This is a genomic window from Mesorhizobium sp. M0317 (assembly GCF_040321555.1).
Lineage (GTDB): Bacteria > Pseudomonadota > Alphaproteobacteria > Rhizobiales > Rhizobiaceae > Mesorhizobium.
On the sequence record NZ_JAMYRV010000013.1, the window covers coordinates 46,420 to 62,048 of the forward strand.

A 15,629-nucleotide genomic window follows, 5' to 3' on the forward strand; every position below is an offset into this window, starting at 1 on the left:
TGCGTCAGAACAAAGGACAGAGGCAATATGCCCGGCACGATGCACCGGACGTCACCTGAAAATCCAGCCGTCTCTGCGACCTATGCCGATTGCGCGGCAAAATGCCGGGGGGCGGCGCAGAGTTTGAGGATACCGCTGATGCCGATCCAGCCGAAAAGGGCAAGCCAGCACAATGTCCCGGCCGCCGTCCAGTCGATCCGGTGCACGGCAGCATCGGTGATGACGAGGCCAAGGACGGCAAGCAGGCCAACCAGAAACTGCGCCAGGCCGAGCACCAGCAGTTCCTCACGCGGCGCACTTCTCCAGACGAGATAGGTGCCGCCTGCACCCGCGAGGAAGATAGCGCTGTAGACCTGGGCGTGAAAAGCATCGATCGGCCATGGCCAGAAGCCACCGAATGTCAGGGGAAACAGCAACAGGCCGACGCCGTACACCCCGAGGATCGTCATTTCCACCGGTAGGTAGGCGCGCCATGCGGGGTTTAAGATCACGCCCTTTGCAGAAGGGCGGGCCCTTGCCCGCCACAGGAACAGCCCGGATACCGCGGCTGACGCAAGATAGACCAGAAACCAGAGCCAGGGGGCTTTGCGCTCGAAGTTGAAATAGCCGAGATTGATGAACGAAGCCGCCGACACGACGACGGTGAAGATGAAGGCCATGACCAGCACGAGCCTGCCGGGCGACCAGCGATTCCAGACCAGCAGCGCCGCCATCACTGCCATTTCGGCGGTGTAGAAGCCGCCGAGGAAGCGGGCATTGAACGGCGTGACGGCCCAGGGCCAGCGCGGCTTGACCAGCCCGGGCGCGAAAAACAGGCCGGCCCCGACGATCAGGACGATGATGACCCCCGCCGAGAAAAGGCGCAGGGCCGCCGGAAATGGCGGGTTGTCGCGTGTCGGCATGGAGAAAACCCCAGAGATGAATGCCCCATGGGCTATCATAGTTTGGAATTCAACAAATGGAAATTGACCTGTCACCAGGCTTGTCCATTCGAATGGCCGTACGGTCCATTTCGCAGTATGATGGAGCGTTCGGGTCGAAGATCGGTCCGGCCAACACGCCTAGAGCCGGATGATTTCAGGTCTGTCCGACCTGAAATCTGAATCCGCCTCTAAATCAGGAAATAGAGCATGATGTCGTCCGAAAACCGCTTCGCACTTTTCGGCATCATGCTCTAGCGGCGCAATTTCCGGAGCCTGCACGATGACCGAAGCTCAGGATCTGTTCTCGCTTCTGCGGCAATCGACCGATGTCGATCCGCAGGCAATCGACGCAATCCGGCAAACCATCGCCGAGGGCAAGGACCGCGAACTTTGCCGCATCAATGCGCTGGCCTTCGCCAGCAAGCGTGGCCTCGACGAGGAACGCACCATAAGCGCCTTTCTCCATGCGGCGCGGGTGGGCATCTTCGACATTTCCTGGAATGTTCTGTGCCCCGGCTGTGGCGGCGTGCTCGACACCAACGCCACGCTGAAAACCATGCAGAAGGACGAATACACCTGCGCGCTGTGCTCCCAGGGCTATTCGCCGACCCTCGACGAGATGGTCGAGGTGACATTCACCGTCAGTCCCCGCGTGCGCAGGATTGCCGCCCACAATCCACACGAACTGCCGTTGGTGGAATATTACCGCCAGATCTACTGGGCGTCCGGGGCCGATCTGCCGGACGAGGATCTGGCGGAAAAGATGGAAGCGTTCTCGCTGGAAGATATCGAGCTTGCGCCCGGTGAAAAGGCGGTTCTGCACATCCAGCTTCCGCCCCAATTTATCATCGTCTTCGAGCCGGTCACGCATTCGGCCCAGTTCATCGACGCGAAGGGCGAACCGGCAAAAGAGCGGCGAAACCTCTCTCTGGCCTTCGACCGCGACCATGTCCAGAGCCAGACGCTGGAGATGCAACCCGGCCCATTGCGCATTTCGCTGGAAAACAGGACCGACACGCGCGTGCTGCCGACGGTCTTCATCGCCTGCCCGGTATTGCATGATTTCCTGGGCAAGCGCCGGCCCTTCGTGACCGCCAAGCGCCTGCTCACCAACCAGACGTTCCGGGATCTCTATCGCACGGATACGCTCGACATCAACCAGCGCCTGAAGATCACCAGCCTGACCTTCCTGTTCACCGATCTGCGCGGATCGACCGAGCTTTACGAGCGGGTGGGCGATCTTTCAGCCTTCGATCTCGTGCGCGAGCATTTCCAGGTTCTGCACGAGATCGTCGCGGCGGAGGCAGGCGCGGTTGTGAAGACGATCGGCGATGCGGTGATGGCGACCTTCGCGACGCCTGACCGTGCGATTGCCGCGGCGCTGCGGATGCGCGACGCCATGCGGGCGCTCAATGACAAAAGCGGGCGCGAGGACCTTCTGCTAAAGATCGGCGTTCATGCCGGCCCCTGCATAGCCGTGTCCATGAACGAGCGGCAGGATTATTTCGGCCAGACGGTCAACATTGCTTCGCGGGTCCAGAACCTCGCCAACGCACAGGCGATCTTCGCCACGCGTGCGGTGGTCGACGACAATCTCACTGCCGATTTGTTGCACAGGAACGCGCTGACGCCCGTGCCGCACGAGGTCTCGCTGCGCGGCATCGAGCGGGAGATTGCGGTTTATACGATCCCCTGAAGAGTTCTCTGCCGCTTACACGCGCTTGCAGAGGAAATAACGGTCGGCGGGCTCCGAAGTGGGCGCCGGGAGCTGTTGCAGTAGCGGGTGATCGAGCGGCGTGCCACTGACCGCGAAGCCGCCGACGCGAAGCAGGCTCGCAATCAGATCGGGAAGCCAGGTAGCGGTCACTGCATCGCGATGGTCATAGCCGGTGCCAATGTCGGCATGAACAAGGGCGGCTTCGATGCCAATGAACTTGCGGCCCGTCTCGCGTATTTCGCCGAGCACGAGGTTTTCAGCTTCGGGAATTGAGCTAGTGTGCGCGCCAACTTCGCGGTCGAACACCACGATCCGGCGCCCGGGCAGAAGCTCGCGCAGATGGTGGAATGTCCGGCCATTGCCGAGGCCGAGCTCAAGCACAAGCCCCTCCATCTTAGCCACCTCGGGGCAGATTCGATTGAGAATGTCGCGCTGCGCGGTCATCCTGCTGATGAAATTATCGAGGCGACTCATATGCGATTGTGTGTCCTGAACCAGATCAAGAGATCGGTAACGCCCGCGACAAGAACTGTTCACGGGTGAATCCCGAAGCTGACGCGCTAAGCTCGATTGCGAGTCGGCACATATAGGGGCGGACAATAAACAGTGCAACAACCGTACAGGAGGCCGGCAAGCGACATTCCGGGTGGCGTCGGCGGCACTATGCGTGGCGGAATGGCGATCTCACTTGTAGGGGTCCGCGGCGTCTCGCAAGCCGTCGCCGAGGAAGTTGAACGCCATGATGACGAGGATGACGGGCAGCATCGGCAAAAGCAGCCATGGATAGAACGCGATCACGCTGACGCTGCGCGCCTCGGTGAGCAGGATGCCCCAGCTGGTGATCGGCGCTCTCAGGCCGAGCCCGAGGAAGCTCAGCGCCGTTTCGCCCAGGATCATGCCAGGGATGGAGAGCGTCGCCGTCGCGATCAGATGCGACATGAAGCCGGGAATGAGATGCCGCCTGATGATGCGGCTGCTTCCGGCGCCCATCAATTGCGCCGCCAGAACGTAATCCTCCTCGCGCAAGGCCAGAAGCTTTGAACGCACGGCGCGCGCCAGGCCGGTCCAGTCGAGCAGCCCGAGGATGACGGTGATGCCGAAATAGATCAGGATCGGACTCCAGGTTATCGGCATGATCGCCGCCAGGGCCAGCCATAGCGGAATGCTGGGAATCGATTGCAGGACTTCGATTATTCGTTGAACGATCAGGTCGAAGATACCGCCGTGATAGCCGGCCAGTCCGCCGATGACGATGCCGAGCAGGAAGCTGAAACTGATGCCGACGAGGCCGATAGTCAGTGAAATGCGTGCGCCATAGATCATGCGCGAGAGCACGTCGCGCCCCAGCCTGTCGGTGCCGGCCAGAAACAGCTGCCCGTTTTCGGCAGGACAGACAAAATGCCTGTCACCTTCGATCAGGCCCCAGAACCGATAAGTGTCGCCCTTGCAGAAGAAACGGAGCCGCTGAACATCGTCGTGGTTCTCGATGTAGTTCCGCTTGAGCGTGTCCATATCCAGCGTCATCTGGCGGCCATAGACGAACGGCCCGACGAACTCGCCATTGTGGAACAGGTGCACGTGCTGCGGCGGCGCATAGATGTAGTCCATGTTGCGCGAGTGCAGATTGTAGGGCGCCAGGAACTCGCAGATCAGTATCCCGGAATACAGCACTGCCAGGAATATGCCGGATATAAGCGCAAGCCGGTGTTTGCGGAATTTCCACCACATCAGCCGCAACTGCGATGCCTGAAAGACCTTCGATTGCTCCGGCGTCATCGCCTCGACCGACTGCAGGTCGAAGGGCGCGCCGGAAATGTAGTGTTGCAGTGGAGCACCCGGAGCGGGCAGCGGCGAGTCCTGCTTCATTTGGTGCTGCCACCCTGCAAACGAATTCGTGGATCAAGCAGCGCCAGCGCCAGGTCGGAAATCAGCACGCCGATAACCGTCAGGAAGGCAAGGAACATCAGGAATGACCCTGCCAGATACATATCCTGGCTTTGCAGCGCCTTGATCAGCATCGGCCCGGTCGTTTCCAAAGACAAAACGATAGCCGTGATCTCAGCGCCGGAGATGATGGCCGGCAGGATCGAGCCGATGTCGGAAATGAAGAAATTGAGCGCCATGCGCAGCGGATATTTGACCAGCGCCTTGAACGGATGCAGGCCCTTGGCGCGCGCCGTAACGACATATTGCTTGTGCAGTTCGTCGAGCAGATTGGCGCGCAGCCGCCGGATCATGCTCGCCGTGCCGCCGGTGCCGATGATCAGGACCGGGATCCAGAGATGGGCGAGGATCGACTTCGCCTTGGCCCAGCTCATCGGCTCACCGAGATATTGCTGGTCCATGAGGTGGCCGATGGACGTGCCGAACCAGATGTTGGCGAAATACATCAGGATCAGCGCCAGCATGAAATTCGGAATGGCAAGGCCGAGAAGGCCGAAGAAAGTCAGGCCGTAGTCGCCCCAGCTGTATTGATGCGTGGCGGAGTACATGCCGATCGGAAAGGCGATGAGCCAGGTGAAGATGATCGTGACGAAGGAAACCAGCACGGTCAGCCACATTCGGTCGCCGACGACGTCGCGAACCGGCAGCTCATATTCGAAGGAATAGCCGAAATCGCCGTGCAGCATCCCGCCCACCCAGTAGAAGTAGCGAATGACCGGCGGCTGGTCGAAACCATATTCCTTGCGCATCATCTGGATGCGGTCGGAATCCACCGCTTCGCCCTGGGCCCGAAGCTCGGCGACATAGCTGTCGAAATAGTCGCCCGGTGGAAGTTCGATGATGGTGAACACCAGCGCCGATATGACCAGCAGCGTTGGAACCATCACAGCGATGCGCCAGACAAGATATCGAAGCACGCTCAGGAGCCTCCAAGCCAGAATGTGTCCGGCATGTAGACACCGAAATAGGAGGTCGGGTCGTAGCCGTAGAGTGCTTTGTCAGGCAGGTTGCGCAGCCGCGAGGATACCAGAATCGGCTGAAGTGTTTCGTTCACCGTACCGATAGAGAACACCTGATCGGTGTAGATCGACAGCATCGAGTTCCAGATTTCGGCGCGCTCGCTGGATTGGGTCGATCCGTTCCAGCGCTTGAGCAAAGCCATCAACTCGACCACTTCAGGAACATCGGGCGCCTCACCCATCTTGCCATGCGACAGATAGTAAGCGCCCCAGAGCGGCCATTGCAGCTGGTCGTCGATGGTGGGAGCCAACTGGTATGGATTCATGTCGGCGGTCGGCACGCCATTGTCGATGCCCGACGACATCGACATCAGGATCTGGCCGCCCAGCGCGCGGCTGCGGAAGATGTCGCGCTGCGAAGTCCGGATGAACAAAGCGATGCCGATCTTGCGCCAGTGATCGGTGATGAGTTCGAGCGCATCGGTTTCCAGCGTGCTTTCGCCGGCCGTTTCCACGATGATCTGCGCCGGGCGTCCATCGGGAAGTAGCCGCAGGCCGTCATCGTCACGGGCCTGAAGCCCGACCTCGTCAAGCAGTGCATTGGCCTGGTCGGGATCGTGGGCGACCCAGGCTTTCGCGAATTCCGGCCGGTAGAGCGGGCTCTCCGGCAAGACCGTATCGGCGCTTTCCTGCGCCAATCCGTAGAAGACGGCCATGTTGATCTCGCGCCGGTCCACAGCGAGCGAAAGGGCGCGGCGCACGCGCACGTCACGCAAAAGGCCACGCCACACCGGGTCGGCACAATTCAGATTGGGCATGAGCGCCAGCCGCGAACCCTGTGTGCGTTTCCACAGATGCATCTTCACCGGGTAGCGCTTCTCCGCGTCCTTCAGGAAGGAGTAATCGCTGAAGTCGATTCCCATGCATTGCAGGTCGCTCTCGCCCGCACCGGTCTTGGCGGAGATGATCGCCGACGAGCTGACATTCATGATGATCCGGTCGACATAGGGCAGTTGCCGGCCGTTCTCGTCTGTTCGATGAAAGAACGGGTTGCGCTCGAAGATGAACTGCTCGGCCGGCGGCTTGGTCCGGTTCTGCCAGGGGTCGAGCGTCGGCAGATCCGGGTTCTCCGGGCGATACTGCCGCGACATGCGGATATGCAGGAGCGTCCATTTCGCGGTCCGGTTCTCCTTCATCAGGCCGGCGAGCCGGAATGGATCCTGGTATTTCTTGTGGAACTGCTTGAGATAGGCGGCCGGCAAAACAAGCGGTGTCGGCGAAGCAGCGGCAAGCTTGGGCAGGAAGTCGGGATTGGGCGCGTCCCAACTGTAGCGGACCGTCAACGGATCGACGATCTCGAAACGTGGCGGCTTGCCGTCCGCCAGCAGGGCAGGGGCGAGCCCCCCTTGCGAAAGCTCATCGTTCAGCCAGACATCTTCCCAGCAATAACGAAAATCCTCCGGCGTCAGCAGGCTGCCGTCTGACCATTTATGGCCTTCCCGAATCTTGAACGTGAAGACGCGATCGTCCTTTACGTCGAAACTTTCGAGAATGTCGGCCTGAAAGTTAAGCTTTTCGTCATAGCCGACCAGCCGGGAATACCCGTAGATCGTCATCATCCGGATATCTTTCTGGCTGCCGATGATCGTACGCAGCGTGCCGCCATACTGGCCGGGCTGCCGGCCCATCGCGGCGAGGTTCAACGCGCGCGGGCTTTTGGGCAGGCGCTCCGCGAGTGGCGGCAGAGCCCTGGCTTTCAGCTGCGGCTGAAGAAAATCCGGCTCCAGATCGCCGGCGCGCGCCGTGCCCGGCAGAAATGCCGAAGCCATGAGACCAAGGACAGTGCGGCGGCTGATCAATGGCGTAACTCGCTGACATCGGCCGAACGTCGGGCCAGCACGAGATGGCCGCCGCCGAGATCGAGCGGCGACAGCATATCCTCTTCGCCCTCGTCGCGGAATTGCGGGCCCCATGCGCTGGTGTCGGAAGCGCCGCCGAGCTTCAGCGTCTTGAAATCCATCGGCCGGTCGAGATCGGGGAAGGGGACTGCGGCGAGCAGTGAGCGCGTGTAGGGGTGGATCGGTTTCCTGAGCAGAATTTCGCGCGGTGCAAGCTCGACGATACGCCCGCCGCACATCACCGCGATGCGGTCCGCCATGTAGTCCACCACCGCCAGATTGTGGGATATGAACAGGTAGGTCAGGCCCAGTTCCTTCTGCAGGTCCTTCAGAAGGTTCAGGATCTGCGCCTGCACGGAGACATCGAGCGCCGAAACCGGCTCGTCGCAGATCAGCAGTTCAGGCCCCAGCGCCAAGGCGCGCGCAATGCCGATACGCTGACGCTGCCCGCCGGAGAAGCTGTGGGGATAACGCTGGATGAAGCGCGGATCGAGCCCGATTGCCTGCATCAGGCTCTTGACTGTGGCTAGCCGGGACGCGGCATTGCCACGTTGATGGATTTCCAGCGGCTCGCTCAAGATGTTTTCCACGGTCATGCGAGGCGAAAGCGACGAGACCGGATCCTGGAAAACCATCTGGAGTTTCGCCCGCAGCAAGCGCAGGGCGTCTCCCTCGGCTTCCAGGACGTCGATCGGTCCGTCGCGGCCGTTGAAGATCACGGAGCCGCCGGTAGGGGTGACGGCCCGCATCAGGATCTTGCTGACGGTGGTTTTGCCGCAGCCGCTTTCGCCAACCAGGCCCAGGCACTCACCTCGCCTGATGTCGAAGCTGACGCCGTCCACGGCGCGAACAGAGGTCTGATGGCTCCCGCTGAACCATCCGGAGTTGCGGATGGTGTAGACCTTTTTCAGATCCCTGACCGACAGCAGAATGTCGTCCGGCCCCTTCGCTTCGGGCGCCGTCTGCTTGCCCAGCAGGGTCCCGACATTCACCGGCACCTCGCGGAGCGCCTTCAGCCTTTCGCCAGGCTTCAGGTCGAAATGCGGGACGGCTGCCATCAGGCCCTTCAGGTAAGGGTGGCCTGGCCGGCGGAATATTGCCTCCACAGGGCCCGCTTCCATGATCTCGCCATGGTACATGACCACCACCTCGTCGGCGACATTGGCAACCACGCCGAGGTCGTGTGTGATCAGCAGCATTGCCATGTTGAGCTTGGTCTGGAGTCCACGAAGCAATTGCAGGATTTGCGCCTGGATGGTTACGTCCAACGCCGTCGTCGGCTCATCGGCGATCAACAGAGCGGGCCGGCAGATAAGCGCCATGGCGATCATGGCGCGTTGCCGCAATCCTCCCGAAAGTTCGAACGGATACATGTCGTAGGCGCGCTTGGGATTGGGAAACCCGACGAGGCCGAGCATTTCCTCGGTCCGTGCCTTGCGCTCCGTCCGATCCATGTGCGTATGAATCTGCAGGGATTCGCTGACCTGGTTGCCGATCGTGTGCAGCGGCGACAGCGATGTCATCGGCTCCTGAAAGATCTTGCCGATGCGGCTGCCTCTCAACGCCCGGATTTCGGGTCCGTCGCGCGGCATCTGCAGGATATCCTGCGTCGTGCCGGGCTTTTTGGGATCGGAAAACAGGATACGGCCGCGAACATGGGCCGTGTTCGGCAAGATGCCCATCACGGCCTGGCTGAGAACCGATTTTCCGGAACCGGACTCACCGACAAGTGCGGTGACCTTGCCGGGCAGGACGCGAAGATTTGCCCGCCTGACGGCATGCAACGGTCCCCCGACAATGGCAAAAGAGATGCCAACATCCTCGATCCGCAGCAGATCAACGCCTGCATCCATTCCCACACCAGCCCCAATCTGGCGCCTCCCGACCGGCCCCAAAAAAGCAAGACTAGCGCATTGTCAGCGCAGAGCAACTTGGATTCGAAACGAATTCCCCGGCGACCGGCGGCCGGACAGCATACCAGGGCGTCCAGATCGGATGGTGGTGACTACTGGAGCTTCCTCCGGTCGCCCGCCGACAGCCGCGCGGCATCGCGATGAAGCAGCATGACCTGCTCGGCGTCCGATATCCGATCGTGAAAGGGCTGCAGCGCAGCGTCTTCATCGAGTGCGAGAGCACCCGACAGATCGGGTGAAAGCACCGTCAGCTTCTGCTTGCTGCCCGCCAGTTCCTCCTCGCCGAGCGTCAGCCAGCTGTTGGCCCCGCAATAGCCGGCGAAGTCCTTGCTGGCGAGAACGCTGTGCGGATATTTCTTAGTCAGGGTCTGGAGACGCTGGACCTCGTTTACAGCCGAGCCGAAGACGGAGAATGTGAGTCGGTCGGTAAGCCCGACATTGCCGAACATCACATTGCCGACATGCAGGCCGATACCAAATTTTATGTCGCCCAGTCCTTGCTCTTTTCTGCGCAGATTGAGCTCCATCATGCGCATGCTGGCCTTGTGCGCAGCCGCAAGAGCAGCCTGGCAGGCGATCTCTGACTGCGCCCGGTGCCTTTCGCAGGGGTAGACGGCAATGAATCCATCCCCCAGGAAACTCATGATCTGCCCGCCTTTGCGATTGAAAGGTGCTGCGATGGCATCGAAAAACTGGTTCAGCGTATCGATATAGACTTCGCGGCCGGAGGTTTCGGCGAGCCTTGTCGAGCCGCGCATATCGCCCATCACCAGCGCGGCCCGGATTGTGTCGCCCTCGCCGCGCTTGATCTGGCCGTCCAGCACGCGCCTGCCGGCGTCACCGCCGAGATACGTGGTCATCATGTTGTCGGCGAGCTTGGTGAGCACCGCCATCTTGCTTGCTATAGCGAGATGGTTCTGGATCCGCAGCAGCGCCGAAATCATGTTGTCGCTGAAGCCTGAAGCACTGTCGGTGGACCAGGACCCCAACATGCCCTGACTTGTATCGCCGTTGAAGGGATGGACGAAAGCCATGTAATCGGTGACGCCCATAAGCCTGAGCTCATCGAAAACAGGAAACTCCGACCGCACCGACGGGTCGAGCCGGCGCCGCAGATGGTCGAGCTTGTTGCTGAGCAGATGGTAGTATGGGCTGGTCAGGAATCTGTCGGAATGGACGCCGTTCTCACTCCGGAAGCCTTCCACTTCCAGGCCTTGGCCGCGAATCCAGGTGAAACCGAGCGCGTCATAAAGCGGATGCAGCATCGAAAAGCTCAAATGCACCCGCTTCAGCGGCAGGCCGGCAGCAGCCAGCCGTTCACAAAAACCCTTGACCAATGTTTCCAGGTCGTCGCCCGCCAGCGCCGATTGGGTCAGCCAATCGGCAACCTTATCCATGAGAATGTTGGAAATTTCTGCTTGCGCTGTGCTCATGCTATCTCGAAACCCGTCGAAGACGAGCCATCTCCTTTGATCCGCAAAATTCTCGAAGTCAATGAAGCCGGCTTCGGGGGCAGAAGCCGGCGAAGAATATCCCGAATGACTGTCCTTGCAGGAAGCAAGCAGACGTCGACCGCACAAATCACCTGCAACACTATGTGGCGAGGCTGCCGGCGAAGTGCAATCCCGATCCTGACATCGCGCAAATAATTGGTCGGCTCAGGCACCGTTGGGCTCGCCGGGTCTCAAGAACCATGGCCGAGGCGCATTGCGGAAAATCGATTTCCCCAAGCCGTCATCAGACCGGCGCCTTCGCCTTCAGGCTTGCGGCAGCCATTGCATAGCCGCCGGCGGCGCCATCGATGAAGTGAACATGATCGCGTTGCAGCGGCGAGATGACGAGGCATGTCATCAAGGCCGACTTCTGGCGGTGCAGGCCATAGTTGCAGATGCCGGCCTCTTCCGCCTGTTTCAGCCGGTTCTCGATCCGCTGCAACACATCCGCGTCGACGTCGATGGTCATCTTCAAGCCGTCGTCGAACTTGCGGAAATCCGAATTGCTGGCCACCTCGCGTTTGTAGACCTTCGGGTCGAAACCGCCGATCGACCAGCCCAATTTGTCGGTGACGGCCGTAAGCGTCATCAGGAAGATCACCCACAGCTTGGCCAGCCACCGCCGCCCTGGCGGCGCCGTGGCCCGTGCCTCGACATCGAGGCCGGCGGGCAGGAGACTGTAGGCCGGACCGTCCACCGGCACCGGGTGGCCATCGCGCTCCTGCCTGCCGGCAAGGGCGATGATGTCGGAAGCCAGAAACTGGAAACCACGCAAGTCGCGCGATGCCCCCGGCACGGCTATGATCGAGACAATTTCGCCATGCCGGGCTTCGATCGGGTTCCAGCGGCAGGAGAGGCCGGTCAGATCCGGCCGCGCGCCGGCCGGGGCGGGGTCGACGCGGTAGCGCCCGGCTTTCATTTCGGCTTCCGCCCAACTGCCGCCGCCGCCGGCGAACATGGCATAGAAGGCTGCTTCGGAGGCCTGGAACCTCGCCACGCGAACGTCGAGGCCTTGCGCTCTTATGTCCTTTATCGGCACGATTGCGGCACGCAAGGTCAGGTCCAGTTCGTCCGCCACCCATCTCTGGACAGAAGCCAGCGCGTTACGGGCGATCTCCAGCGCCGAGCCGGGAAACGCCACGAGCGCGCCGTCGCCGCCGAAGACGAAGGGAAGATCTTGCCGGCCCAGTGCATTGAGCAGCGCCGAAATGACGCTGGCGCCGGCCATATTGACGGTTTTGTAGCGCCCGGCTTCGATCGCCTTGGTCGAGCCGACGATGTCGGCGGTGGCCAGCGCCCAGCCATCGGGGAGAGGCCGATAGTTATCGATATCGGCAACGCTTTCGAACTTTGCGAAGACCGGCAAAGAAGCGACGAACGGGTCGGACGCGACAGCTGTTTCCATAAGCATCAGATAGCACATTCCAGCGCTTGAAGGTGAAGTCGATCATGCCTCGAAATTGACTTGGGCAGGCTTTGCGATGATAGGATCGCGCGATGCGAATTGCCTTCTACGCCCCGCTGAAGTCGCCCAATCATCCCGTTGTCTCCGGCGACCGCCAGATGGCACGGATGCTGGTCCAGGCGCTGCAGCATGGCGGGCATAGCGTCGAACTGGCATCGGAGTTGCGCTTCTATCTACGCCAGCCGGAACCGAAAAGTTTCGATGCGCTCATGATCCAGGCCCGGGACGAAGCCGCGCGACTGACAAGGCTTTGGGACCGTGACGGCAAGCCCGATCTCTGGTTCTCCTATCATCCCTACTACAAGGCGCCCGACCTGATCGGGCCCGAGCTGGCGTTGGCCTTTGCTGTCCCCTATGTGACGGCCGAAGCCTCCTATTCCGAACGGCGCAACGCCGGTTCGTGGGCCGATAGCCAGGCATTGGTGGCGCGAGCCATCGAGCAGGCGGCGCTGAACATCTGCTTCACGCAAAGGGATCGCCAGGGGCTGGCGGATGCTGTTCCCCACGCCGCTCTCGGTATGCTTTCACCCTTCATCGACACATCGGCATTCCACGAAATGCCGGTACTGGATTATCCGACGCGCCTCGTGACCGTCGCCATGATGCGCCCGGGCGACAAGGTCTTGAGCTATCGCATGCTGGCGCAGGCGCTCGGGTTGATCGGCCACCTCCCCTGGACGCTGTCGGTCGTCGGGGACGGACCTGCCCGTGACGAGGTAAAGGCGCAATTCGCCGGCTTGCCCGCCGACCGTATCGAATGGCTTGGCGCGATTGAGCCGGTCGCCGTGCCGGATGTCCTCTATCGCGGGGGAATCTACGTCTGGCCGGGTTACGGCGAGGCCTATGGCATTGCCTATCTTGAAGCACAGGCCGCCGGCCTTCCGGTGGTGGCTCAGGACATTGCCGGCGTGCCGGAGGTCGTGCGGCATGGCCAGACCGGGCTTCTCACCCCGCCAGGCGATGTGGCGGCGTTCGCTTCCGCAATTGCAAGGCTTCTGGCCAATAATGATGAAAGAACCATCATGGCTGCAGAGGCCAGACGTTTCGTTCTCGAAGAACGCTCTCTCGGTGCTGCAAAGGCCCGTCTGGCGGAACTTCTCAAGATGATCCCGTTGTCATGACATCCGACCCGACTTGGCAGCCCCTGGTGGACGAGCTGGCGTACCGGCAACGGGCGGGCCGCAAGGCAGAGTTCTGGCTGCGCGACGATGACGCCGTGGATCCGACGCCGGCGCTCGATCGGTTGCTCGACCTCACCGGTGACTTCGCGGTGCCGGTCACTCTGGCCGTCATTCCGGCCCGGACCGACGGGACGCTTGTCGTCCGGCTTGACGCGGCGCCGCATGCCACGGTCGCCATTCATGGCTGGGCGCACCGAAATCATGCGCCCGAGGGTCAAAAAAAGCAGGAGCTCGGCGCGCATCGGCCACGCGAGGTGGTGCTGGATGAGCTGGCCGGCGGGCTGTCGCGCGTAACAGGCCTGCACGGCGCACGTGCGGTTCCGATGCTGGTGCCGCCCTGGAACCGGATCGACGCCGGTCTGGTACCCGACCTCGGATCGATAGGATTTGCGGCATTGTCGGTGTTCGGGCCGCCAAGGCCGGCTTCCCTGGCGGTCATCAACAGCAATGTCGACATCATGGATTGGCATGGCACGCGCGGCTGCCGCGATCATGGTCTGTTGGTTCAGGCCATCGTCGCGCAATTGCAGCGTGCATTCGACGGCGGCGAACCGGTCGGCCTGCTCACCCACCATCTCGTCCATGATGAATCGGCCTGGCTTTTCCTCGAACGGCTGTTCACGATCACCGCGCGGGCAGAAGCCTGCGCATGGCTTCCGATCAGCACACTGACAGAACGCAGCGCCGGAAAATAGCTCAGCGCTTTTTGTGCAAGACTGGAAATGTGAGCGTCTGGCCATCCCGCGCCGCAAAAGCGCCGGCAAATCTGTCCTTGGCCAGTTTCTCCATCTCGTCCAGCTCATCGTCTGTGCGTGCCGGATCGTGGTGAAACAGCGCAAGCCCGCGCGCGCCGGCCGCCTCGCAGAGCTTGACGCCCTGTTGCCATGTCGAGTGCCCGTTGCCGCGGTAGCGCTCCATTTCCTCCTCGGTGTAGGTGCAATCGTAAATGACGAGGTCGGCATTCTCGATCAGACCGAGCACCGCCGGATCGAGTTTGCCCGGCTCGTGCTCGGTGTCTGTGATGACCGCCACGACGCGGCCCCCCCATTCGACCCGGTAGCCGATGCAGCCGCCCGGATGGGTAAGACTACCGGTTCGTACAACAACTCCTTCGCGTGGCCGAAGCAGGTCTCCGGATGCGAAATCGCGGCAGTCGAGGCTCGCCTTGCAGACACCGAGTGTCACCGGAAACCATGGCGGCCGAATGAATTCATCGACCATCTGCCGCGTCGTCATGCGTCCAGCCAGATGCCCGGACCAAAGCGTAACTTTGATGCCTCGTTCATAAATAGGCTTGAAAGCCGGCAGCCCGATGATGTGATCGTAATGGCAATGGGTAAAAAACAGGTCGAAATCGGTGACGCCCGACGCTCGAAGCGTCCTGCCGGCAGACCGCAGGCCGGACCCCGCGTCGAACAGAAGCGTATGCTTGCCGCATTGCATCTCGATGCAGATCGTGTTTCCGCCATAGCGAGCAAATTCTGGCCCCGACACCGCAATGCTGCCGCGCACGCCCCAGAACCTGACAAGGAAGAAATCGTCGTCCATGCACCCTTTCGCCCATCGTAGCCAACCAACTGCTGCCAGAGTCGTTCCAGGAAAGGTGTGACACGGTTCCGGAAACTGTATCAAAACAAAGAAACAGAGCGGCTCGCCGTTTCAGTGCAACTGTGAATCGCTCTCGGCGGTTCGTGCGTCGATCAGGTCCGCGGTCGTACTGCTTAGCCGATCGGCAAGAACCCGCAATATTTCGATGGTCATTTCGGGAAACTCCTTCATAAGCCTCAGGAAATGGTCCTTGCGGATTCTCAAGGCCTCCAGCTCACTTGCCGCTTTGACGGTGGCAGTACGGGAGCTGTTGCACAATATGGCAATCTCGCCAACGATCGAATTTGGCAGCAATTCGGCAACTTTGATCGGGCCATTGTCGGAATCGACCAGAATATCCGCACTGCCCGAAAGGATGACATAGGCGGCGTCTGCCTCGTCGCCCTGCCGGAAAAGAATCTGGCCGGCACTGTAGTTCACGCGATCGGACGTGAACGCGAGCAGCTTGAGCTTTGTCGGCTCGATGCCAGAGAACAAGGGAACGCGTTGCAGCATTCCAACTTCATCCTTGAGCAGCATTGTCGCAAA

The 15,629-nt window shown here is 61.1% G+C and carries 13 protein-coding genes; 3 read left to right on the top strand and 10 right to left on the bottom strand.

All coding sequences use genetic code 11. From position 1 onward, the window contains the following. Nucleotides 1-80: 80 nt before the first annotated feature. On the bottom strand, nucleotides 81-902 hold the full coding sequence (locus NKI88_RS12285; RefSeq protein ID WP_352655340.1) for a hypothetical protein: 822 nt from the start codon (nucleotides 900-902) through the stop codon (nucleotides 81-83). Between the two features lie 301 nt (nucleotides 903-1,203). Here NKI88_RS12285 and NKI88_RS12290 point away from each other — a divergent pair, with 301 nt between their 5' ends. Continuing rightward, entirely contained in the window at nucleotides 1,204-2,619 is a 1,416-nt protein-coding gene (locus NKI88_RS12290) for an adenylate/guanylate cyclase domain-containing protein (protein ID WP_023715729.1), read from the top strand. Between the two features lie 15 nt (nucleotides 2,620-2,634). Here the strand turns inward: NKI88_RS12290 and NKI88_RS12295 are convergent, their stop codons facing one another. The 7 genes from NKI88_RS12295 to NKI88_RS12325 form a co-directional block, all read right to left on the bottom strand. After that, nucleotides 2,635-3,114: a class I SAM-dependent methyltransferase gene (locus tag NKI88_RS12295; RefSeq protein WP_023740136.1), complete on the bottom strand. Its 480-nt coding sequence runs from the start codon at nucleotides 3,112-3,114 to the stop codon at nucleotides 2,635-2,637. Between the two features lie 210 nt (nucleotides 3,115-3,324). Beyond that, a complete protein-coding gene (locus tag NKI88_RS12300) occupies nucleotides 3,325-4,506 on the bottom strand; it encodes an ABC transporter permease (RefSeq protein WP_031198424.1) in 1,182 nt (393 codons plus the stop codon). Beyond that, nucleotides 4,503-5,501, bottom strand: coding sequence for an ABC transporter permease (locus NKI88_RS12305; protein WP_023672136.1), 999 nt, complete (start codon nucleotides 5,499-5,501; stop codon nucleotides 4,503-4,505). Before NKI88_RS12305 ends, NKI88_RS12300 begins: the two co-directional genes overlap by 4 nt. Before the next feature lie 2 nt (nucleotides 5,502-5,503). Next, a complete protein-coding gene (locus NKI88_RS12310; protein WP_023692891.1) occupies nucleotides 5,504-7,402 on the bottom strand; it encodes an ABC transporter substrate-binding protein in 1,899 nt (632 codons plus the stop codon). After that, nucleotides 7,399-9,294: an ABC transporter ATP-binding protein gene (locus NKI88_RS12315; protein ID WP_023672138.1), complete on the bottom strand. Its 1,896-nt coding sequence runs from the start codon at nucleotides 9,292-9,294 to the stop codon at nucleotides 7,399-7,401. Before NKI88_RS12315 ends, NKI88_RS12310 begins: the two co-directional genes overlap by 4 nt. Before the next feature lie 152 nt (nucleotides 9,295-9,446). Then, nucleotides 9,447-10,787: an adenylate/guanylate cyclase domain-containing protein gene (locus tag NKI88_RS12320; RefSeq protein ID WP_352655343.1), complete on the bottom strand. Its 1,341-nt coding sequence runs from the start codon at nucleotides 10,785-10,787 to the stop codon at nucleotides 9,447-9,449. Nucleotides 10,788-11,091: 304 nt separating this feature from the next. Further along, complete coding sequence (locus NKI88_RS12325) at nucleotides 11,092-12,270, bottom strand: DUF3095 domain-containing protein (RefSeq protein ID WP_031193183.1); 1,179 nt, start codon at nucleotides 12,268-12,270, stop codon at nucleotides 11,092-11,094. A gap of 74 nt (nucleotides 12,271-12,344) precedes the next feature. On the opposite strand from NKI88_RS12325, the gene NKI88_RS12330 reads away from it, so the two are divergent. Both NKI88_RS12330 and NKI88_RS12335 read left to right on the top strand, forming a co-directional pair. Then, nucleotides 12,345-13,433 (top strand): glycosyltransferase family 4 protein, encoded by a 1,089-nt coding sequence (locus NKI88_RS12330; RefSeq protein WP_352655345.1) that lies wholly within the window; start codon nucleotides 12,345-12,347, stop codon nucleotides 13,431-13,433. Further along, complete coding sequence (locus NKI88_RS12335) at nucleotides 13,430-14,188, top strand: polysaccharide deacetylase family protein (RefSeq protein ID WP_023818369.1); 759 nt, start codon at nucleotides 13,430-13,432, stop codon at nucleotides 14,186-14,188. Before NKI88_RS12330 ends, NKI88_RS12335 begins: the two co-directional genes overlap by 4 nt. A 1-nt stretch (nucleotide 14,189) precedes the next feature. Here NKI88_RS12335 and NKI88_RS12340 read toward each other — a convergent pair whose 3' ends face one another. Beyond that, nucleotides 14,190-15,041, bottom strand: coding sequence for an MBL fold metallo-hydrolase (locus NKI88_RS12340; RefSeq protein WP_023818370.1), 852 nt, complete (start codon nucleotides 15,039-15,041; stop codon nucleotides 14,190-14,192). A 111-nt stretch (nucleotides 15,042-15,152) separates the two neighbouring features. Beyond that, the gene (locus NKI88_RS12345) at nucleotides 15,153-15,620 is read right to left on the bottom strand and encodes a cyclic nucleotide-binding domain-containing protein (RefSeq protein ID WP_023672144.1); all 468 of its coding nucleotides are present in this window, start codon (nucleotides 15,618-15,620) and stop codon (nucleotides 15,153-15,155) included. Nucleotides 15,621-15,629: the final 9 nt, after the last annotated feature.